The 21,445-nt window shown below is 60.4% G+C and carries 19 protein-coding genes; 11 read left to right on the top strand and 8 right to left on the bottom strand.

Annotation, left to right across the window (positions count from 1 at the left end; all coding sequences use genetic code 11):
* Positions 1-140: 140 nt before the first annotated feature.
* A complete protein-coding gene (locus CKW07_RS05450; protein ID WP_095143938.1) occupies positions 141-326 on the top strand; it encodes a carbon storage regulator in 186 nt (61 codons plus the stop codon).
* 3 nt (positions 327-329) lie between these two features.
* On the opposite strand, the gene CKW07_RS05445 is transcribed toward CKW07_RS05450, so the two are convergent.
* Positions 330-557, bottom strand: a complete 228-nt coding sequence (locus tag CKW07_RS05445) for a YheU family protein (protein ID WP_095143937.1) — start codon at positions 555-557, stop codon at positions 330-332.
* Positions 558-597: 40 nt separating this feature from the next.
* The gene (gene mnmC / locus CKW07_RS05440; RefSeq protein WP_095143936.1) at positions 598-2,577 is read right to left on the bottom strand and encodes a bifunctional tRNA (5-methylaminomethyl-2-thiouridine)(34)-methyltransferase MnmD/FAD-dependent 5-carboxymethylaminomethyl-2-thiouridine(34) oxidoreductase MnmC; all 1,980 of its coding nucleotides are present in this window, start codon (positions 2,575-2,577) and stop codon (positions 598-600) included.
* Positions 2,578-2,717: 140 nt separating this feature from the next.
* On the opposite strand from mnmC, the gene pap reads away from it, so the two are divergent.
* The 3 genes from pap (at position 2,718) to CKW07_RS05425 (ending at position 6,617) form a co-directional block, all read left to right on the top strand.
* The gene (gene pap, locus CKW07_RS05435; protein WP_095143935.1) at positions 2,718-4,241 is read left to right on the top strand and encodes a polyphosphate:AMP phosphotransferase; all 1,524 of its coding nucleotides are present in this window, start codon (positions 2,718-2,720) and stop codon (positions 4,239-4,241) included.
* Between the two features lie 103 nt (positions 4,242-4,344).
* Positions 4,345-5,529 (top strand): thiolase family protein, encoded by a 1,185-nt coding sequence (locus CKW07_RS05430; protein ID WP_095143934.1) that lies wholly within the window; start codon positions 4,345-4,347, stop codon positions 5,527-5,529.
* Between the two features lie 125 nt (positions 5,530-5,654).
* Positions 5,655-6,617: a DMT family transporter gene (locus tag CKW07_RS05425; protein WP_095143933.1), complete on the top strand. Its 963-nt coding sequence runs from the start codon at positions 5,655-5,657 to the stop codon at positions 6,615-6,617.
* A gap of 61 nt (positions 6,618-6,678) precedes the next feature.
* On the opposite strand, the gene CKW07_RS05420 is transcribed toward CKW07_RS05425, so the two are convergent.
* A complete protein-coding gene (locus CKW07_RS05420; RefSeq protein ID WP_095143932.1) occupies positions 6,679-8,073 on the bottom strand; it encodes a class II fumarate hydratase in 1,395 nt (464 codons plus the stop codon).
* 193 nt (positions 8,074-8,266) lie between these two features.
* Between CKW07_RS05420 and CKW07_RS05415 the strand changes: the two genes are divergently transcribed.
* The 7 genes from CKW07_RS05415 to CKW07_RS05385 all read left to right on the top strand — a co-directional run bounded on the left by CKW07_RS05415 (position 8,267) and on the right by CKW07_RS05385 (position 16,420).
* On the top strand, positions 8,267-8,788 hold the full coding sequence (locus CKW07_RS05415; protein ID WP_095078320.1) for a DUF2059 domain-containing protein: 522 nt from the start codon (positions 8,267-8,269) through the stop codon (positions 8,786-8,788).
* A 12-nt stretch (positions 8,789-8,800) separates the two neighbouring features.
* Entirely contained in the window at positions 8,801-9,097 is a 297-nt protein-coding gene (locus CKW07_RS05410; protein ID WP_095143931.1) for a BolA family transcriptional regulator, read from the top strand.
* Positions 9,098-9,256: 159 nt separating this feature from the next.
* Positions 9,257-10,198: a rhodanese-related sulfurtransferase gene (locus CKW07_RS05405; RefSeq protein ID WP_095143930.1), complete on the top strand. Its 942-nt coding sequence runs from the start codon at positions 9,257-9,259 to the stop codon at positions 10,196-10,198.
* Positions 10,199-10,234: 36 nt separating this feature from the next.
* Positions 10,235-10,837, top strand: coding sequence for a DsbA family protein (locus tag CKW07_RS05400; protein ID WP_172736438.1), 603 nt, complete (start codon positions 10,235-10,237; stop codon positions 10,835-10,837).
* Complete coding sequence (locus tag CKW07_RS05395; RefSeq protein WP_095143929.1) at positions 10,830-12,647, top strand: ABC transporter ATP-binding protein; 1,818 nt, start codon at positions 10,830-10,832, stop codon at positions 12,645-12,647. Before CKW07_RS05400 ends, CKW07_RS05395 begins: the two co-directional genes overlap by 8 nt.
* Before the next feature lie 473 nt (positions 12,648-13,120).
* The gene (locus CKW07_RS05390) at positions 13,121-15,580 is read left to right on the top strand and encodes an EAL domain-containing protein (RefSeq protein WP_095143928.1); all 2,460 of its coding nucleotides are present in this window, start codon (positions 13,121-13,123) and stop codon (positions 15,578-15,580) included.
* Positions 15,581-15,658: 78 nt separating this feature from the next.
* A complete protein-coding gene (locus CKW07_RS05385; protein WP_371850638.1) occupies positions 15,659-16,420 on the top strand; it encodes a TenA family transcriptional regulator in 762 nt (253 codons plus the stop codon).
* Positions 16,421-16,478: 58 nt separating this feature from the next.
* On the opposite strand, the gene CKW07_RS05380 is transcribed toward CKW07_RS05385, so the two are convergent.
* The 5 genes from CKW07_RS05380 to CKW07_RS05360 all read right to left on the bottom strand — a co-directional run bounded on the left by CKW07_RS05380 (position 16,479) and on the right by CKW07_RS05360 (position 21,402).
* Positions 16,479-17,405 carry a GGDEF domain-containing protein gene (locus tag CKW07_RS05380; protein ID WP_095143926.1) on the bottom strand — a complete coding sequence of 309 codons (927 nt, stop codon included), beginning with the start codon at positions 17,403-17,405 and terminating at the stop codon, positions 16,479-16,481.
* A gap of 379 nt (positions 17,406-17,784) precedes the next feature.
* Positions 17,785-18,525, bottom strand: coding sequence for a YciK family oxidoreductase (locus tag CKW07_RS05375; protein ID WP_095143925.1), 741 nt, complete (start codon positions 18,523-18,525; stop codon positions 17,785-17,787).
* A gap of 107 nt (positions 18,526-18,632) precedes the next feature.
* On the bottom strand, positions 18,633-19,304 hold the full coding sequence (mupP, locus tag CKW07_RS05370; RefSeq protein ID WP_095143924.1) for an N-acetylmuramic acid 6-phosphate phosphatase MupP: 672 nt from the start codon (positions 19,302-19,304) through the stop codon (positions 18,633-18,635).
* Between the two features lie 4 nt (positions 19,305-19,308).
* Entirely contained in the window at positions 19,309-20,007 is a 699-nt protein-coding gene (gene ubiG / locus CKW07_RS05365; protein WP_095078309.1) for a bifunctional 2-polyprenyl-6-hydroxyphenol methylase/3-demethylubiquinol 3-O-methyltransferase UbiG, read from the bottom strand.
* 63 nt (positions 20,008-20,070) lie between these two features.
* Positions 20,071-21,402 carry a TRZ/ATZ family hydrolase gene (locus tag CKW07_RS05360; protein ID WP_095143923.1) on the bottom strand — a complete coding sequence of 444 codons (1,332 nt, stop codon included), beginning with the start codon at positions 21,400-21,402 and terminating at the stop codon, positions 20,071-20,073.
* Positions 21,403-21,445: the final 43 nt, after the last annotated feature.

The following is a 21,445-nucleotide window of genomic DNA, read 5'->3' as shown; positions in this document are numbered from 1 at the left end:
TCAGTCGCGTGGCGGTGTAAGGGATGCCTGTAGGGTGATTCGTCTCTGTGTGTAGGAGCTGGCTGTTTTCCTGCCGCTGCATTGAAGACCTGTCGTCAGCCGGTCATCTTCACTGTCCGATCATCTCAAGGACTAGGGCCATGCATGTATTGAGCCGCGTTGTGGGCGAATTGATCTCCATTGGCGGCATCATCTCTGTGCGCATCCTTTCCGTGAACGCCAGCACGGTACGATTCAGCGTGGAGGCGCCCCGGCACGTCAACGTGCATCGCTGCGAAATCTACGAGCGCATTCAAGCCAAACGTGCCCAAGGCAGGTGCGTCTGAGTGTCAGTCAAACAGATGCTTGGGTACATCGTGCTTGAGCATCAACTGGCATTGCTCGCTCTCGGGATCGAAGACGATCAGTGCCTGGCCTTTGCTGAGTGCATGGCGCACCCGTAATACACGGGTTTCCAGCGGGGTGTCATCGCCATTGTCGGTGCCGTCACGGGTGACGAAGTCTTCGATCAAGCGGGTCAGGGTGTCGACTTCAAGTTGGTCGTGGGGAATCAGCATTGGTACCTCGGTTCATCAATGGGGGCGACGCCAGGGTATTTCAGGTGCCGCGAATCAGGCGGCGCAGGGCAAAGCGATTCGGGTGACAGGCCTCGGCAACACTTCTTGGCAGCGGCAGCGGTTCGTTGTCCAGCCAGGCCGCGAGCAATTCGCCAGACAGCGGCGCGCTGATCAACCCGCGAGAGCCGTGGCCACTGTTGACGTACAAGCCATCGAGCCACGGGCAAGGCACGTCCGGTACTTGCCGGGCATCCTTGCCCAAGGCCGCATAGGCCTGATTAAAGGCCTGACTGTCTGCCAGCGGGCCGACGATGGGCAGGTAGTCGGGGCTGGTGCAACGGAACGCCGCGCGGCCCTGGAGCTGCTCCGGGTCCAGTTGGTCGGCGTGCAGGCGGCTGACCAGGTCACCGGAGATTTCCTTGAGCATTTGCAGATTGCCCAGATGCTCGGCGGTGCTCGGCGTCAGGTCGTCACTGTTGAAGTCAAAGCTGGCGCCCAGGGTGTGTTCGCCCAGTCGCGCAGGGGCGACGTAACCTTCGGCGCACACCACCGTGGCCAGGCTCTGGCTCTCGGCCGTTTGCGGCAGACGGGTGATTTGCCCGCGAATGCGCTTGAGGGGCAAGTCGGCACTTTGGGCAAAGCGCTTGATCTCTGCGGCACCGGCCAGGATCACCACCGGTGCACTGGCCAGTAGTGACTCGTTATCCCAGGCTTGCCACTGGTCATCGACCTTGCGCAGTTCCAACGCGTCGTGGTGTGTCAGCACCTGCACATTGGGGTGGGAGGCTTGCCATCGGCACAAGGCCGGCGGATGCACCCAGCCGCCTTCGGGATAAAACAGACCGCCGTGCTCCAGAGCAATACCCGCGCGTGCCTGGGCCTCGGGCAAATCCAGCGGATGGACCAGGTCGGCGGGAAACGCGGCGGCCAATTGCGCCTGGCGTTCGGCTTCCTTGGCGTTGAACGCCAGTTGCAGTACGCCGCAGTCAGCCCAGTCAACGCCACGCTGCAAGTGTTCGAGCAAGCGTCGGGTATGGCCGAATCCGCTGACGATCAACTGCGAAAGGGCGGTGCCGTGAGCCGACAGCTTCAGATAGAGCACGCCCTGCGGATTGCCCGAGGCTTCCTGTGCCAGATCATCGTGACGCTCCAGCAGGCTGACCTGCCAGCCGCGTGCAGCGAGGCTGGACGCTGTGGCGCAACCGGCCAGTCCGCCGCCGATCACCAGTGCGCGGCGCTCATCGACAGCCTGGGCAGGGCGAGCAAACCACGGCTTGGCGGCCACCGGTGCGGGAGTGTCCCCGGGCCAACCCACGAACGCCCCGCGCAGGATTTCCCATTTGTGGCCGATACCCGGCGTGCGGCGCATCTTGAAGCCAGCGGCATTGAGCAGGCGCCGTACCCAGCCGGTGCTGGTAAAGGTGCTGATGGTCGAGTCGGGTGCGGCCAGGCGCGCCAGTTCGGCGAACAGTTCGGCGGTCCACATGTCCGGGTTTTTCGCCGGGGCGAAACCGTCGAGGAACCAGGCGTCAATCCGGGCGTCCAGTTGCGGTAACTGTTCCAGTGCGTCGCCGATCAACAGCGTCAGTGTGACCCGGCCGTTGCCCAGCACCAGGCGCTGAAAACCCTGATGGATGGCAACGTATTGGGCCAACAACTGATCGGCAAAGGCTTTGAGCTCCGGCCAGAGTGCCAGTGCCCGTTGCAGGTCTGCCGGACTCAGCGGGTACTTTTCGACGCTGATGAAGTGCAGGCGCGCACCGGCCACGGCCTGCTGCTCGAACAACTGCCAGGCGCAGAGAAAATTCAGCCCGGTGCCGAACCCGGTCTCGCCGATCACCAGCCGACCATCGACCGGCAATTGGGCAAAGCGCTCGCTGAGGCGGTTTTGCTCGATGAATACGTAGCGGGTTTCATCAAGGCCCGACTGATCGGAGAAATACACGTCGTCAAACACTCGCGAACGCGGGCGACCTTGGTCGTCCCAGTCAAGCTGGGCGTGGGGCATAACAGGCTTCATGGTCGGCTCGGGAGTGGCAAGGCAGCCATTCTAGCCGATCATGGCAACGGCGATTGATCTACGGCAAGCCGGATCGCATTGCTCGCCCACGGGCACGGGCAATCCGCTAGTCTTGTGCAATCTTGCACGGGAGCGACTCAATGTTCGAATCTGCCGAAATCGGTCATGCGATCGACAAAGAAACCTTTGATAGCGAAGTTCCAGTTCTGCGCGAAGCCTTGCTCGAAGCCCAGTACGAGCTCAGGCAGCAGGGCCGGTTTCCGGTGATCGTACTGATCAACGGCATCGAAGGTGCCGGCAAGGGCGAGACGGTCAAGTTGCTCAACGAGTGGATGGACCCCAGGTTGATCGAAGTGCGTACCTTCGATCAGCAAACCGACGAAGAACTGGCCCGACCGCCGGCCTGGCGCTATTGGCGGATGCTCCCGGCCAAAGGCCGGATGGGGGTGTTTTTCGGTAACTGGTACAGCCAGATGCTGCAAGGCCGGGTCCACGGCCTGTTCAAGGATGCGGTGCTGGATCAGGGGATCCATGGCGCCGAACGCCTGGAAAAAATGCTCTGCAACGAAGGCGCGTTGATCGTCAAATTCTGGTTTCACCTGTCCAAGAAACAGATGAAGGCGCGCCTCAAATCCTTGCAGGACGACCCGCTGCACAGTTGGCGGATCAGCCCGCTGGACTGGCAACAATCGCAAACCTACGACAAGTTCGTGCAATACGGCGAGCGGGTGATTCGTCGCACCAGTCGCGACTATGCGCCGTGGCATGTGATCGAGGGGGTGGATGCCAACTACCGGAGCCTGGCGGTGGGCAAGATTTTGCTCGAAAGCCTGCAAAATGCGCTCAAGCGCTCCCGGCTCAAGCCGGACAAAGTCAGCGCCGCGCCGCTGACCACCAGCGTCGATCAACGCAGCCTGCTCGGCAGTCTGGACATGAACCAGCGCCTGGACAAGAAAGACTATGAAGAACAACTGATCACCGAGCAGGCGCGGCTGGCCGGCTTGCTGCGCGACAAGCGCATGCGCAAACACGCGTTGATCGCCGTGTTCGAGGGCAATGACGCCGCAGGCAAGGGCGGGGCGATCCGTCGGGTCGCGGCGGCGCTGGACCCGCGCCAGTACAGCATCGTGCCGATTGCCGCACCCACCGAGGAAGAACGTGCACAACCTTACCTTTGGCGGTTCTGGCGACACATACCGGCCCGGGGCAAGTTCACCATCTTCGACCGCTCCTGGTATGGGCGGGTGCTGGTGGAGCGCATTGAAGGCTTCTGCAGTTCGGCCGACTGGATGCGGGCCTACGGTGAAATCAATGACTTCGAAGAGCAGATCAACGATTCCCGGGTGGTCGTGGTGAAGTTCTGGCTGGCGATTGACAAGCAGACCCAGCTGGAGCGGTTCCAGGAGCGTGAGCAGATTCCCTTCAAACGCTTCAAGATCACCGAAGACGACTGGCGCAATCGGGAGAAATGGGACGACTACCGCACCGCCGTTGGCGATATGGTCGACCGCACCAGCACCGAGGTCGCGCCCTGGACCTTGGTGGAGGCCAATGACAAGCGTTGGGCTCGGGTCAAAGTGCTGCGCACCCTCAACCGCGCCCTGGAAGACGCCTTTGAGAAAACCGAGCGGCAGGAGAAGAAACTCAAGAAGGACAAGGAGTAGTCCGATGGGTTTGCATACGCGGGGTGAATGATTGTCGCAGTGGGCCGGGGGGCGGATTTATCCTCGAGCCACTTTCCAACCGATAACAACAATGAGGTATGCCATGCGTGAAGTAGTGATCGTCGATAGCGTGCGGACCGGCCTGGCCAAGTCCTTTCGTGGCAAGTTCAATCAGACGCGTCCGGACGACATGGCCGCCCATTGCGTCAATGCGCTGCTCCAGCGCAATGGCATCGACCCGGCCAGTGTCGAGGATTGCATCGTCGGCGCCGGGTCCAACGAAGGTGCGCAGGGCTTCAACATCGGCCGTAACGTGGCGGTGCTGTCGCAACTGGGTGTCGGCACCAGCGGCATGACCCTCAATCGGTTCTGTTCGTCCGGCCTGCAGGCGATTGCCATTGCCGCCAACCAGATCGCTTCGGGCTGCAGCGACATCATCGTTGCCGGCGGTGTCGAGTCCATCAGCCTGACCATGAAAAGCGTCAACACCGACAACCTGATCAACCCGTTGCTCAAGGAGCAGGTGCCGGGCATTTATTTTCCCATGGGCCAGACAGCGGAAATCGTCGCCCGTCGCTACAGCGTCAGCCGCGAGGAACAGGACCGCTACGCCCTGCAAAGCCAGTTGCGCACGGCCCAGGCGCAAGCAGCCGGGTTGTTCGACGATGAAATCGTTGCCATGGCGGTGAAGTACAAGGTCGAAGACAAAAACACCGGTGAGGTTCAAATCCTCGACGGTATTGTCGATCGCGATGACTGCAACCGTCCGGACACCACCTATGAAAGCCTGGCCGGGTTGAAGCCGGTGTTCGCCGAAGACGGTTCGGTCACGGCCGGTAACTCGTCACAGCTGTCCGACGGGGCTTCGATGACATTGGTGATGAGCCTGGAAAAAGCCCTGGAACTGGGCCTCAAGCCCAAAGCGTTCTTCCGCGGTTTCACCGTGGCCGGTTGCGAGCCGGACGAAATGGGCATCGGCCCGGTGTTTTCGGTGCCCAAGCTGCTCAAGGCCAAAGGCTTGCAGGTGGCGGATATCGATCTGTGGGAACTCAACGAAGCCTTCGCTTCGCAGTGCCTGTACAGCCGTAACCGTTTGCAGATCGACAACGAGAAATACAACGTCAATGGCGGTTCGATCTCCATCGGCCACCCGTTCGGCATGACCGGTTCACGCCAGGTCGGGCATCTGGTGCGCGAACTGCAACGGCGCAACCTGCGTTACGGCATCGTCACCATGTGCGTGGGCGGCGGCATGGGCGCGACGGGGTTGTTCGAAGCCGTACGTTAAACCTGCCAGGGCTGTGCCGGTACGACCGGTACAGTCTCGTTTGCGGCTTGTGCGCAACTGTCCCTGTGTGAGGCCGGGGCGTGCGCCTAGAATGGGGTTTTCTCGCCGCTGTCCCTGGGGTTCTCATGCACATCTCGTCCGGTCGCTGGGTTTATGGCCTGTTTCTCGCCTTGCTGACCGCGCTCCTCTGGGGAATCCTGCCGATCAAGCTCAAACAAGTGCTGCTGGTGATGGACCCGGTCACCGTGACCTGGTTTCGCCTGTTGGTGTCCGGCGGTTGCCTGTTCGTGTACCTGGCCGCGACCCGGCGCCTGCCAAGCCGACAGGCACTCGGGCCCAAGGGTGGCTGGCTGGTGCTGATGGCGGTGCTCGGGCTGGTGGGCAATTACGTGTTGTACCTGATGGGGTTGAACCTGCTGAGCCCGGGTACCGCGCAACTGGTGGTGCAGATGGGGCCGATCCTGTTGCTGATCGCCAGCCTGTTCGTGTTCAAGGAGCGTTTCAGCCTGGGGCAGGGGATTGGCCTGCTAGTGCTGTTGCTGGGGTTTGGCCTGTTTTTCAATCAGCGATTGAGTGAGCTGTTGACCTCCTTGAGCGATTACACCGCCGGTGTGTTGTTGGTGCTGGCAGCGTCGACGGTCTGGACCTTTTATGCGCTGGGCCAGAAGCAATTGCTCACGGTGTGGAATTCGTTGCAGGTGATGATGGTGATCTACCTGTTCTGCGCTTTGTTGTTGACGCCGTGGGTGCACCCGCTGGAGTCCCTGCAACTGAGCCCGCTGCAGGGCTGGTTGCTGCTGGCCTGCTGCCTCAATACCCTGATTGCCTATGGTGCGTTTGCCGAAGCGCTGGCCCATTGGGAGGCCTCGCGGGTCAGTGCGACACTGGCGATCACGCCCCTGGTGACCTTCGCGGCCGTGGCGCTGGCCGCTTGGTTGTGGCCTGACTATGTGCAGGTCGAGCAGATCAACTCGCTGGCCTATGGCGGCGCGATTCTGGTGGTGCTGGGGTCGGCACTGGTGGCGTTGGGGCCGTCGCTGATCGCCGGGCTCAAGGCGCGGCGGATGCGGACTGCGATCAGTCGATAGGTTACCGAACACCTTCTCCGTGGCGCATTCGGGTTGTCAGGCGCCGCTGAGCGTCAAGGCTTCATCCCTGTTTGCCCGACTCCAGCATATTTTCCGGCCTCACCCAGGCATCGAACTGTTCATCGGTCAGGTACCCCAACTGCAACGCGGCCTCGCGCAGGGTCAATCCTTCGCCATAGGCTTTTTTGGCAATCTCGGCGGACTTGTCGTAACCGATGTGTGGGTTCAACGCGGTTACCAGCATCAACCCGCGCTCCAGGTGGGCCGCCATTTGCTCGGCATCCGGCGTAAGGCCTGCGATGCAATGCAGCTGGAAGTTGCTGCAGCCATCGCCGAGCAGGCGGATCGATTGCAGCAGGTTGTGAATGATCACCGGCTTGAACACGTTCAATTGCAGGTGGCCCTGACTCGCGGCAAAGCCGATCGCGACGTCGTTGCCCAGCACCTGACAGGCCAGCATCGACAAGGCTTCGCACTGGGTCGGGTTGACCTTGCCGGGCATGATCGAGCTGCCGGGCTCGTTGGCCGGCAGCTTGACCTCGGCGAAACCGGCGCGCGGGCCGGAGCCGAGCAGGCGCAGGTCGTTGGCGATTTTCATCAGGGTCACGGCGAGGGTCTTCAGCGCGCCGGACAAGGTGGTCAACGGCTCATGGCCAGCCAGCGCGGCAAATTTGTTGGGTGCGGTGATGAACGGCAAGCCCGAGAGGGCCGCCAGTTCCGCGGCAATGGCCTCGCCAAAGCCATGGGGCGAGTTGAGGCCGGTGCCGACCGCCGTGCCACCTTGTGCCAGTTCGCAAACCGCTGGCAGTGCGCTGCGGATCGCGCGCTCGGCGTAGTCGAGTTGGGCGATGAATGCCGATAATTCCTGGCCGAAGGTAATCGGGGTGGCATCCATCAGGTGGGTGCGACCGGTCTTCACCAGATTCACGTGGCGCACGGCCAGCTCCGCCAGGCCGCCGGAGAGTTCGTTGATGGCCGGCAGCAGGTGCTGTTGCACGGCCTGCACGGCCGCGATGTGCATGGCGGTCGGAAAGCAGTCGTTGGAGCTTTGCGAGCGATTGACGTGATCGTTCGGATGGACCGGACTCTTGCCCCCGCGAGGGTTGCCGGCCAGTTCGTTGGCGCGCCCGGCGATCACTTCGTTGACGTTCATGTTGCTCTGGGTGCCGCTGCCGGTTTGCCAGACCACCAGTGGGAACTGGTCGTCATGGTCGCCGGCGAGCACTTCGTCAGCCGCCTGCTCGATCAGCCGGGCAATATTCGCCGGCAGGCCCCCGTTGCGATCATTGACCCGTGCCGCGGCCTTCTTGATCAGCGCCAGCGCATGCAGGACGGCCAGTGGCATGCGTTCGTTACCGATGGCGAAGTTGATCAGCGAGCGTTGCGTCTGAGCGCCCCAGTAGGCTTCATCCGGGACTTCAACCTGGCCAAGGCTGTCGGTTTCAATTCGGCTCATGGATCAGCTTCCTTAAGGTTTGATAGCCAAGTTTAGGTCGTGATCGTCGCTGCGGGTTCCATCAGTCGCTTTTTCTACCGTTCGGTTGCTCTAAATCAGGCCAGGCAAGGGCCAGGGGTTGAGCGCGCGCGTTTTTTTGGCGCAGAATGGCTCCCCTTGGGGTTTTACCTCGCCTGCTAGAAAAGGAAACTCGATGACCCGTCTTCGTGCTATCTGTACCGCGGTTGCCCTGGTCTGCGCCAGCGGCCAGGCCTTCGCCGATACCGCCAGCCACAATGCCAGTGCCGAGGCTTTCCTGACCCTGGCGCACGCTGACAAGCTGGGCACTCCGGTGTACATGCAAGTGCAGCAGATGTTTGCCCAGCGCTTTGCCCAGACCAAGGCGCCGGAATCGAAAAAGGCCCTGCTGGAAACCTATCAGGCCAAGGCCAACGCTGCGCTGGATCAGGCTATCGGCTGGAACAAGCTCAAGCCGGACATGGTCAAGCTCTACACCAGCAACTTCAGCGAATCCGAGCTCAAGGACCTGGTGGCGTTCTACAAATCGCCACTGGGCAAGAAAGTCCTGGAAAAAATGCCGCAGCTGACTCAGCAATCGGCCCAACTGACCCAGGCCAAACTGGAAAGCGCGGTACCTGTGGTGAACAAGCTGCTGGCGGACATGACCAACGAGCTGGATCCGAAAGCGGCTGCCGCCGCCAAGAAGAAGCCTTAAGCGGAGTCGGGAATGATCATGCAACAACGGATCGAATCGGCACTGGGCGCCTTGAACCCCGCCCATCTGGATGTGCTGGATGAAAGCCACATGCACAGCCGCGGGTTGCAGACCCACTTCAAGGCCGTCGTCGTCAGCGACCAGTTCGCCGGGCTCAACAGTGTCAAACGGCATCAGAAGGTCTACGCCACCCTGGGCGACCTGATGGGCGAGTTCCATGCCCTGGCCCTGCATACCTACACGCCAGAGGAATGGGCGAAAGTTGGCGCTGCTCCTGCCTCGCCGACCTGCGCTGGCGGTAGCCATTAAGTAGCTACAAGCTCAAGACGATCCGCTGAGTGCTTGCGGCTTGAAGCTTACCGCTTACCGCTGCTCCTTTGCTACAATCCGCAACGCGCCGCTTAGCCGGCGCGTTTTTTTTCGCATCCGGTTCACCCTTTACGAGGGTAGCCACCTGGAGATTCACCCATGACACAACAGATTGTCGTGGCGGCACTGTATAAGTTCGTCACCCTCGAAGATTACGTCGCCCTGCGCGAGCCACTGTTGCAGGCGATGGTCGACAACGACATCAAAGGTACCTTGCTGATCGCCGAAGAAGGCATCAACGGCACGGTTTCCGGCAGCCGTGAAGGTATCGATGGTCTGCTGGCCTGGCTCAGGAATGACCCGCGCATGATCGACATCGATCATAAAGAGTCGTACTGCGATGAGCAGCCGTTCTACCGCACCAAGGTCAAGCTCAAGAAAGAGATCGTCACCCTGGGTGTCGAGGGCGTGGACCCGAATAAAAAGGTCGGCACCTACGTTGATCCGCAGAATTGGAACGCGTTGATCAGCGACCCGGAAGTGCTGTTGATCGATACCCGCAACGACTACGAAGTCTCGATCGGCACCTTCGAGGGCGCGATCGACCCGAAAACTACCAGTTTTCGCGAGTTTCCCGACTACATCAAAGCCAACTTCGATCCGGCCAAACACAAGAAGGTCGCGATGTTCTGCACCGGTGGCATTCGCTGCGAAAAGGCTTCGAGCTACATGCTCAGCCAGGGGTTCGATGAGGTATTCCACCTCAAGGGCGGGATCCTCAAGTACCTTGAAGAGGTGCCGCAGGAAGAAACCAAATGGCAGGGCGACTGCTTTGTGTTCGACAACCGCGTCACCGTTCGCCACGACTTGAGCGAAGGCGACTACGATCAGTGTCATGCCTGTCGTACGCCTGTCAGTGTGGAAGACCGCGCATCCGAGCACTACGTGGCGGGCATCAGTTGCCCCCATTGCTGGGATAAGCTGAGCGAGAAAACCCGTCGCAGTGCAATCGACCGGCAGAAGCAGATCGAACTGGCCAAGGCCCGTAATCAGCCGCACCCGATTGGTTACAACTACAAGCAATCCAGCACCGAGGCCTGAACCATGTCTGCGCGCCTGCTCTATGTAATGGACCCGATGTGTTCCTGGTGCTGGGGGTTTGCCCCGGTGGCCGAGGCCCTGGTAGAGCAGGCACAGGCCGCAGGCGTAGACGTGCACCTGGTGGTTGGCGGCTTGCGCACCGGTAGCGGTGCGGCGCTGGAACCCACCACCCGACGCTATATTCTCGAACACTGGCAGGCCGTCATGCAGGCGACCGGTCAGCCGTTCACGTTTGAAGGCGCATTGCCTGACGGTTTTGTCTATGACACCGAGCCGGCCTGTCGCGCCTTGGTGACTGCGCGCAGTCTGGCGCCGGATTGCGCCTGGAAACTGCTCAAACTCATCCAGCAGGCGTTTTATGTGCAAGGTCGCGATGTAACCCACGCCAGCGTATTGGTGGAGCTGGCCGAGCAAGCGGGTTTGCCGCGTATCGAGTTCGCCGCGGCCTTCGATCGTGCCGAACAGCATGCCGCGACGGCGGCAGACTTTACCTGGGTTCAGGACTTGGGGATTGCCGGATTCCCGACCTTGCTGGCCGAGCGCAATGGTCAATTGGCGTTGTTGACCAATGGCTACCAGGCCCTCGACGAACTGTCCCCGTTGCTCGGCCGTTGGCTGGAGCGCGCTGCCTGTGTATGACCCGCTTGACGATGTGCAGCCACCCAGGCAGGTCGACCGGCTGAGTTGGGCGGAAATCCGTCGACTGGCCCTGCGTCATAAGAAAGCCTTGTGGATTGCCAATGGTGTCGCCGTACTGGCGACCCTGTGCAGTGTGCCGATCCCTCTGCTGTTGCCGTTGCTGGTGGACGAAGTCCTGCTGGGGCATGGCGACGCGGCCTTGAAGGTGATGAACCACGCATTGCCCGCCGCCTGGCAAAGCGCTGCTGGCTATATCGGCCTGATGCTCTTCGCCACCTTGACCCTGCGTTGTGGCGCGTTGCTGTTCAACGTCGTGCAGGCGCGCTTGTTTGCAGGCTTGGCCAAGGACATTGTGTATCGCCTGCGCCTGCGCTTGATCGAGCGCCTCAAGTGCATTTCCCTCGGCGAGTACGAGAGCCTGGGCAGTGGCACCGTGACCACGCATCTGGTCACTGACCTGGACACGATCGATAAATTCGTCGGCGAAACCCTCAGCCGCTTTCTGGTGGCGATGCTGACGCTGGTGGGCACCGCCGGCATCCTGATGTGGATGCACTGGCAGCTGGCATTGTTGATTCTGCTGTTCAATCCGCTGGTGATCTACGCCACGGTGCAGTTGGGCAAGCGGGTCAAGCACCTGAAGAAGCTGGAGAACGACAGCACCTCGCGGTTCACCCAGGCGCTGACCGAAACCCTGGAAGCCATTCAGGAAGTCCGTGCGGGCAACCGTCAGGGCTTTTTCCTCGGTCGGCTGGGCAAGCGCGCGCAGGAAGTGCGCAACTACGCCGTCAACTCACAGTGGAAGAGTGACGCCTCAAGCCGCGCCAGCGGTCTGCTGTTCCAGTTCGGCATCGACATCTTTCGCGCCGCCGCCATGCTCACGGTGTTGTTTTCCGACCTGTCCATCGGCCAGATGCTGGCGGTGTTCAGCTATCTCTGGTTCATGATTGGCCCGGTGGAGCAGTTGTTGAATCTGCAATACGCCTATTACGCGGCCGGCGGTGCGCTGAGCAGAATCAACGAGCTGCTGTCGCGTGCCGACGAACCCCAATACCCCGGTGGCGTGGACCCGTTCAAAGGTCGGGAAACCGTGGGCATCGAAGTGCAGGGCCTGAGTTTCAGCTATGGCGAGGAGCCGGTGCTGGAGCAGTTGAACCTGTCCATCTCGCCCGGTGAAAAGGTGGCCATAGTGGGGGCCAGCGGCGGCGGTAAAAGCACCCTGGTGCAATTGCTGCTGGGGCTATACACGCCGCAGGCGGGCAGTATTCGATTTGGTGGGGTGACCCAGCAGGACATTGGCCTGGAAACCGTGCGCGAGCATGTCGCGGTGGTACTGCAACACCCGGCGCTGTTCAATGACACCGTCCGCTCCAACCTGACCATGGGCCGCGAGCGCAGCGACGAGGCCTGCTGGCAGGCGCTGGAAATTGCCCAGCTCGACGGGACGGTCAAGGCCTTGCCCCAAGGGCTGGACAGTATCCTTGGCCGTTCCGGTGTGCGTTTGTCCGGTGGTCAGCGCCAGCGCCTGGCAATTGCTCGCATGGTATTGGCCGAGCCAAAGGTGGTCATCCTCGATGAAGCCACGTCGGCCCTGGATGCCGCCACCGAATACAACCTGCATCAAGCACTGGCGCGGTTCCTCAGTGGCCGTACCACGCTGATCATTGCTCACCGGTTATCCGCAGTTAAACAGGCCGATCGAGTGCTGGTATTCGATGGTGGCAGCGTTGCCGAAGATGGCGACCATCAGCAACTGATTGCTGATGGTGGGCTGTACGCCAAGCTGTATGGGCATTTGCAGCAGCACTGATTAGCGGCGGGTAAGTTCGATTGGCTGAAAGGTCGCTCGGGTTTTGTGCGCGCTGGATAGGAGGGAGATCCTGCAATCTCTTCATTGCCTGATCAATTTTCACGATGTCTGTCGTGAAGATAGAGCAGGCCCCGCTCGGGGCGGGGGGCTGCCGGTGATCAAACTCCAGCGCTTCGCCGGATAGTGCAATGACCCGTGCCTTGGTGTCGTGCAGATGAGTCAGTAATGCACCCTATTCGTCCAAATAGACCCAGATATTGCTGGTATGGCGTTGCAGAAGCATTCGTCGATTGCAGGGTAGAGGCTACTCTTGAAAGGAACTGTCAGTTTCAAGGCCTCTAAAACAATGCTGTCGGTACATATGTAGTGACGTTTGCAACTGTGCCCGCTTGCCGGGATCGACAACCGGCCCTAGTCTAGCTGTAGCGATCTGGCCCGAACGGCAGTCGGGCAGTGTTTGCGCAAGGAATCTCATGAAGCAAAAACGGACTCTCGGAACGCCACGGTTGTTAGGCATTGTCTGGCCATTTATTGCCGTCGTGCTGTTTCAGGCCCTCCTGGGTGGGGTCAGCCTTTATGTGTTGTCGGCGGTTCGTGGCTACGTAGCTGGTGAGAGCCTGTGGTCCAAGGGCCAGAAAGACGCGATTTACTTCCTGAATCTTTACGCCGACGATCACAGCGAGTCGACGTTTCTCAAGTACCAGGGCGCCATGGCGGTGCCTCAAGGTGGCCATGACCTGCGGGTTGCCCTGGACCAGCAGCCACCGGATCTGGAGGCAGCCCGGCGAGGTATCCTCCAAGGGGGGAATCACCCGGACGATGTGGCGCGCGTAATCTGGCTGTATTTGAATTTCCGCCATTTCAGTTACATGGAAACCGCCATTGATCGCTGGACGGTGGGCGATGAGTATCTGGTTCAGCTCGATAATGTCGCTCATGACATGCATCGGCGTATTGCGAGCAATCAAGCGACGCCAGCCGATATCCAGCACTGGAAAGCCCGGATATTTGCCATCAATGAAGCGGTAACACCCGCGGCCAAAGCGTTCAGCGATGCATTGGGCGAGGGGGCGCGAATGATCCTGCGGCTCCTGTTGCTCACTAACCTGGCGACGGCACTTGGGTTGATTGTCCTGGCGTTGTGGCGCACCCATAAGCTTCTGGCACAGCGCCATGCGTTTGCCGATGCCTTGCAGCTGGAAAAAGAGCGCGCGCAAATCACCTTGCAGTCGATCGGTGATGGCGTGATTACCACTGATGTGGACGGCGCCATTGCGTTCATGAACCCGGCGGCGGAGGCGTTGACCCACTGGAAGGCCGAGCAGGCGATAGGCTTGCCCTTGGCGGCATTGTTCAATCTGCTGGATGAGAACGCCCAGGCTGAAGGCTTCACCTTGATCGAGCACATCCTCAGCGGTCAGTTGAGGGGGGGCAGTGAGCATTCCAAGCTGATTCAGCGACTGGACGGCAGTACGGTTTCGGTCGCGCTGGTCGGGGCGCCCATCCACTCAGCCGGTAAAGTCAGTGGCACCGTGCTGGTGCTGCACGACATGACGCAGGAGCGACAGTACATTGCCAACCTGTCCTGGCAGGCGACTCACGACGCCCTGACCGGGCTGGCCAACCGTAGGGAGTTCGAGTATCGCCTGGAGCAGGCACTGCACAATCTGGCGCGCCAGCCTGCCCGGCATGCCTTGATGTTTCTCGATCTGGACCAGTTCAAACTGGTCAACGACACCTGCGGGCATGCCGCGGGTGACGAGCTGCTGCGGCATATCTGTGCGTTGTTGCAGTCGGGATTGCGCGAGGGCGACACCCTGGCCCGTCTGGGCGGTGACGAGTTCGGGATACTGCTGGAAAACTGTTCGGCGCAAGCTTCGGAAAAAATAGCCGAAAGCCTGCGCCAGACGGTGCAAAACCTGCATTTTGTCTGGAAGGGGCGGCCGTTCGTGACCACCGTCAGCCTCGGCCTGGTGCACATCGCGCACAATTCGACGACCCTTGAAGCGTTACTGCGTGCCGCTGATATGGCGTGCTACATGGCCAAGGAAAAGGGCCGCAACCGGGTTCAGGTCTATCATGCCGACGATTCGGAGTTGTCCTTGCGCTTCGGGGAAATGGCCTGGGTGCAACGCTTGCATATTGCGCTCGAGGAGAACCGTTTCTGCCTGTACGCGCAGGAAATCGCGGCCCTGGGGCACGTCGACGGTGGCAGGGGGCATATTGAGATCCTGCTGCGGTTACATGACGAAGCCGGGCGGATGATTTTACCGGACAGTTTTATTCCCGCGGCCGAACGCTACGGGCTGATGACATCGCTGGATCGCTGGGTTGTCGAGAACGTGTTCAAGGTTATTGCGCAATCTATTGCCCAAGAACGCGAAGGGCCGATGGCCATGTGCGCGATAAATCTGTCAGGCATTACCATCGGCGATGATGACTTTTTAATCTTTTTGCGCAAACAATTCATTGCATATGACATTCCGCCTGAAATGATTTGTTTTGAAATCACCGAAACAAGTGCGATCGCCAACTTGGCCAGTGCAATCAAATTTATTAACGAACTCAAAGGCTTAGGTTGCCATTTTTCGCTGGACGACTTTTGTGCTGGAATGTCCTCATTCGCGTATCTGAAACATTTACCTGTAGACTTCCTGAAGATCGACGGGAGTTTCGTAAAGGATATGCTGGACGACCCGATTAACCGTGCAATGGTCGAAGTGATCAATCACATCGGTCATGTCATGGGTAAGCGCACGATTGCCGAGTTTGTTGAAACACCGCAGATCGAGCAGGCACTGCTGGAGATCGGCGTGGATTATGCTCAGGGTTACATTATTGAACGCCCGCAATTGTTTACCTGCGACAGCTTGTTATGTCGGCCCGCCAGACCGCAGCCACTGTTATTCAAGGCGCCTGGCACGTTCCGCTGAAGTCTCTTGCTGATCCGTACAATCACAATCAAAAGGAGTGTGACAGTGATCGATGCATTCAACAGATCCGGCCCGCTTATGGAAGCCGCAAGTTACCCTGCCTGGGCTCAGCAACTGATCCAGGATTGCAGCGAGAGCAAACGCCGGGTTGTAGAACACGAATTGTATCAGCGGATGCGGGATAACAAACTCAGTGCCAGGACCATGCGCCAGTACTTGGTTGGCGGCTGGCCGGTGGTTGAACAGTTTGCCTTGTATATGGCGCAAAACCTCACCAAGACCCGCTTCGCCCGCCACCCGGGCGAGGACATGGCGCGTCGCTGGCTGATGCGCAACATTCGGGTTGAACTCAACCATGCCGACTACTGGGTGCACTGGAGTCGCGCGCACGGTGTCAGCCTCGAGGACTTGCAGGCGCAACAGGTGCCCCCCGAACTCCATGCGCTGAGTCATTGGTGCTGGCATACCAGTTCGGCAGACTCGCTGATTGTGGCCATTGCCGCGACCAACTACGCCATTGAGGGGGCGACCGGGGAATGGTCGGCACTGGTGTGCTCCAGCGGGATCTACGCTGCAGCGTTTCCGGAAGAGGACCGCAAGCGTGCGATGAAGTGGCTGAAAATGCACGCTCAGTATGATGATGCCCATCCGTGGGAGGCTCTGGAGATCATCTGCACCCTGGCGGGTCTCAACCCGAGCAAGTCGCTACAGCTCGAGTTGCGTCAGGCGATCTGCAAAAGCTACGACTACATGTACCTGTTTCTGGAGCGCTGCATGCAATGGGAGCGCGCGGAAAAGGCGCCGGTAGTCCGTGAGCGCAGGGCGTTGGTCGAAAGCTGATCAGTCGTCAATGTGTGGGGGCACCGGGTCTGGGGGTTGAGTGGTGTTCCTGAAAGGCTCAACCGGCCATCGCCAGTCGATTACGCCCCTCGCGCTTGGCCACATACAATGCACTGTCGGCGCGGCGCAACAGGCTTTGCGCGGACTCGCCCGGCAGTAGCGTTGAACACCCGAGGCTGACGGTCAGTTCGATCAGCGTCTCATCGGCCTGGTAGTCTTCGGCTTGCGCGGCATACCGAAGACGCTCCCCCACCATGGCTGCGGCCTCGCGGCTGGTGTTGGACAGCAGTATCAGAAACTCCTCGCCGCCAAAGCGAAATACCATGTCGACGTTGCGCAACTGGTTCTTGATCGAGTTCGCGACGGCCTTGAGTACCTCATCGCCGGCACTGTGGCCGTGGGTGTCATTGATGCGCTTGAAGTGATCGATGTCGAGCATCAGTAGCGACAGCGGCTGCGTGTGCCTGCGGGCCATGTCGATTTCGCGCTGCAGCGTCTGATCCATGGCAATACGGTTGCCGGTACCCGTCAATGGGTCGCGCAGTGCGCTTTGCGTGGCGGCCCGATAGAGCAGGGCATTGCGCATCGGGAACAGCAGGGCCGACAGCAAGGACTCGAGGTTGGCCTGATCCTGTTCGTTGAAGCGCTGATTGCGACGGAACGCCAGTTCGCCCAACTGTTGACCTTCGTGGCTCAGGCTGTAGGTGATCGAGTGATGCCCGCGCTGACCGAATTCCAGCCGAAGGTCGCTGGCCTTGTGCTGGAAGCGCAACGCATCCAGTGGGACCAGGCGTTGAACTTCGCGAAAAAACAGTCCCAGGATACGCTGCGGCTCAAGGCTGGTTTGCAGTTGCAGGCCCATTTGCTGGCGCAGCTGACCCAGGCTGGCAGGGCGCTCCAGAAGGGGAGGGATTTGACCAAAGCCCAGGCGTTGCAATTTAGCGCTATCAAAGTCAATTGCGTCGGTCTGGGGCAGAAATTTCATATGGCGTGAGCCTCTAAGCAGGATGCTGTCTTACAGGCTGGGTGAGAGCGGCATTGGGCTGCACGTCATACTGTTCCATCAGTCTCGTAGGACATTTGGCTTGAGTTTAGACTGCTTTGCCAGGCCGAAGTGTAGGGTTTCCCGAGCACTCACACGCTGCATGTTTATGCAGGATTAGAGCGAAAGTCATGCCATTCGGTTCAGTCGGATAAAAGTCTTTAAAAATCAGTTTGTTAGTTTGAAATGACGAACAGTCTCGAATGCAATGATGGCATTTGATTGGCGGCTATGGCGGCTATGGCGGCTATGGCGGTCCGGCCGCGCTCAACAACATGCCGCGACGGAATGCCGTCGCGGCAGAGCCCTGTGCCTTAGGGTGTTACTGGGCGTCGAAGGCCTGACCGTTGATGCCGGTGCTGTCCGGGCCCATCAGGTACAGATAGACCGGCATGATCTCTTCCGGTGTCGGGTTGTTGACCGGGTTTTCGCCGGGGTACGCTTGAGCGCGCATGCTGGTGCGGGTTGCCCCGGGGTTGATGCTGTTGGCGCGAACCGGTGCGACGGTGTCGAGTTCGTCGGCCAGGGTCTGCATCAGCCCTTCGGTCGCGAATTTGGATACGCCATAGGCGCCCCAGTAGGCCCGGCCTTTACGCCCGACGCTGCTGGAGGTGAAGATCACCGAGGCGTCCCGGGACAGCTTGAGCAGTGGCAACAGGGTGCTGGTCAGCATGAACATGGCATTGACGTTGACTTGCATCACGCGCATGAAGTTCTCGCCGGACAGTTGTTCCAGTGGCGTGCGCGGGCCGATGATCGAGGCGTTGTGCAGCAGGCCGTCAAGGTGACCGAATTCGGTTTCGATCATGGCGGCCAGCTCGTCGTACTGGTGCGGCAGGGCGGTTTCCAGGTTGAACGGGATCACGGCGGGCTGTGGATAACCGGCGGCTTCGATGTCGTCGTAGACCTGAGTCAGATTGGCTTCGGTCTTGCCCAGCAGCAGCACGGTTGCGCCGTGAGCGGCATAGGTCTTCGCAGCGGCAGCGCCGATCCCGCGACCGGCACCGGTGACCAGGATGACCCGGTCCTTGAGCAGTTCAGGGCGGGCGGAGTAATCAAACATAAAAAACCTCAACAAATCAGTAAGCGGGCCATGGCGACCGCTGTGCGGTCATTCGCGGGCAATTCGGATCGCGAAGACGTCAGTGCTGACAGCTCGACTGCTCCTGTTTAACAGGAGCACAGCGCGCTATCGAGCACCTTGCGCAACTCCAGCGGATGGTCCACGACCACATCGGCACCCCAGTGCCTTGGGTTGTCGTCAGGATGAATATAGCCGTAGGTGACCGCGGCGGTCCTGGTACCGGCATCGCGCCCCGACTCGATATCGCGCAGGTCATCGCCCACGAACAGCACGTCGGCCGGGTCCAGGTCGAGCATGCGGCACGCCAGGATCAAGGGTTCCGGATCGGGCTTGCTGTTCTTCACGTGATCGGGGCAGATCAGCAGGGCGGAGCGCTCGGCCAGCCCCAGCTGTTGCATGATCGGTTCGGCGAAACGCAGCGGCTTGTTGGTAACCACGCCCCAGATCAGCCTGGACTGCTCGATGTCGGCCAGCAGTTCGGCCATGCCGTCGAACAGTCGGCTGTGCACCGCGCAGCCGGCGACATAGCGCTCCAGGAACTCCAGGCGCAACGCCTCGAAGCCTGGCGATTCCGGGTCCATCATGAAGGTCGCGGCGACCATGGCTTTCGCCCCGCCGGAAATCTCGTCGCGGATGCGTTTGTCCGGGATCGCCGGTAAACCACGGTCGGCGAGCATGGACTGGCAGATGGCGATGAAGTCCGGAGCGGTGTCGAGCAGGGTGCCGTCCATGTCGAAAAGAACTGCTCTGATTGCCATGGGCTTACTCCTCGCGCAAGGTCTGGATCATGTAGTTGACGTCAACGTCGCTGGCCAGCTTGTAGTGCTTGGTCAGTGGGTTGTAGGTCAGGCCGATGATGTCCTTGACGGTCAGGCCGGCCGAGCGGCTCCAGGCGCCGAGTTCGGAAGGGCGGATGAATTTCTTGAAGTCGTGAGTGCCGCGAGGCAGCAACTTCATGATGTATTCCGCGCCGACGATGGCAAACAGGTATGCCTTCGGGTTGCGGTTGATGGTCGAGAAGAACACCTGGCCACCCGGCTTGACCATGCGATAGCACGCACGAATCACCGACGAGGGGTCCGGTACGTGCTCGAGCATTTCCAGGCAAGTGACCACGTCGAACTGCCCGGGCATTTCCTCGGCCAGGGCTTCGGCGGTGATCTGGCGGTACTCCACATTGACGCCGGATTCGAGCTGGTGCAGTTGAGCAACCGCCAGTGGCGCTTCACCCATGTCGATGCCCATCACGGTGGCACCGCGCTGGGCCATGGATTCGCTGAGGATGCCACCACCACAACCGACGTCCAGGACCTTCTTGCCGGCCAGGTTGACGCGCTCGTCAATCCAGTTGACCCGCAACGGGTTGATGTCGTGCAGTGGCTTGAACTCGCTTTCGCGATCCCACCAGCGATGGGCCAGGGCCTCGAATTTGGCGATTTCAGCGTGGTCGACGTTGCTCATGGGTAATCCTCTGAATCTGAAAAATGCTGCTGTCAGCCTTGAGGTTCAACTCAAGGGATCGTTCTATTCGCTATGACCGCTGATACGCTTGCCCCAGGTGGTGGCGGTGGCGCACAGCTGTTGTTCATCAAGGCGGGTCAGGCGCCGGTCATCGAGCAGTTGCTTGCCGGCCACCCACAGGTGTTTCACGCAGTCCCGGCCGGTGGCATAGATCAGTTGCGAAACCGGGTCGTAGACCGGTTGCTGGGCCAGGCCGGACAGGTCGAAGGCCACCAGGTCCGCGGCCTTGCCGACTTCCAGGGAGCCCGTTTCGGTTTCCAGCCCCAGTGCTCGGGCACCGTTGAGGGTGGCCATGCGCAAGGCGCGGTGGGCGTCCAGCGCCGTGGCCGAACCGGCAACGGCTTTGGCGAGCAGGGCGGCGGTGCGGGTTTCGCCTAGCAAGTCCAGGTCATTGTTGCTGGCCGCGCCATCGGTGCCGACGGCGACGTTGACACCGGCCTGCCACAGGCGCTCCACCGGGCAGAAGCCACTGGCCAGCTTGAGGTTGGATTCCGGGCAATGAATGACGCTGCTGTTGCTTTCTACCAGCAATGCCAGGTCTTCTTCGCTGATTTGCGTCATATGAACGGCCTGAAAGCGTGGCCCGAGCAGGCCCAGGCGCGCCAGGCGGGCCAATGGTCGCTCGCCGCGCTGTTCGGCCGACTGCTGTACCTCGAACGCGGTTTCATGAACGTGCATGTGAATAGCAGCGTCCAGTTCCTCGGCGATCACCCGGATTTTCTCGAGGTTTTCGTCGCCAACGGTGTAGGGTGCATGAGGGCCGAAGGCAATGTTGATGCGCGGGTGATGCTTGAGGTCGCTGAACAGCTCGACACCCTGGCGGATGGCCTCATCGGCGTCGCTGGCACCGGGAATCGGAAAGTCGAGGATCGGAATGGCGATCTGGGCGCGAATGCCGCTGTTGTGTACACGCTCACTGGCAACTTTCGGGAAGAAATACATGTCCGAGAAACAGGTGATGCCACCTTTGATTTGCTCGGCAATGGCCAGGTCCGTGCCGTCGCGCACGAAGGCTTCGTCGACCCATTTGCCCTCGGCCGGCCAGATGTGCTGTTCCAGCCAGGTCATCAGGGGCAAATCATCGGCCAGGCCGCGGAACAGGGTCATCGCCGCATGCCCGTGGGCATTGATCAGGCCGGGGCTGAGCAACGTGCCCGGCAGTTCTCGGACTTCGGTTGCCTCAAGCTTCAGGGCTTCATTGCGTGGACCGATGAAGGCGATTCGCCCGTCGCGGATGCCCAGGCCATGCTCCTTGAGCACCACGCCAGCAGGTTCGACAGGGACTAACCAGGTCGGCAGCAAGAGCAGGTCGAGCGCGGCGGCAGGGTTCGGCATCGGGGGTTCGGTCCAGTGCTTTTATAAAGGATGGCGAAGTATA

Origin of the sequence: Pseudomonas sp. Irchel s3b6, from assembly GCF_900187415.1 — a bacterium.
GTDB lineage: Bacteria > Pseudomonadota > Gammaproteobacteria > Pseudomonadales > Pseudomonadaceae > Aquipseudomonas.
Note: the sequence above shows the minus strand (reverse complement) of the source record. Positions and strands in the feature narration are given on the sequence as shown.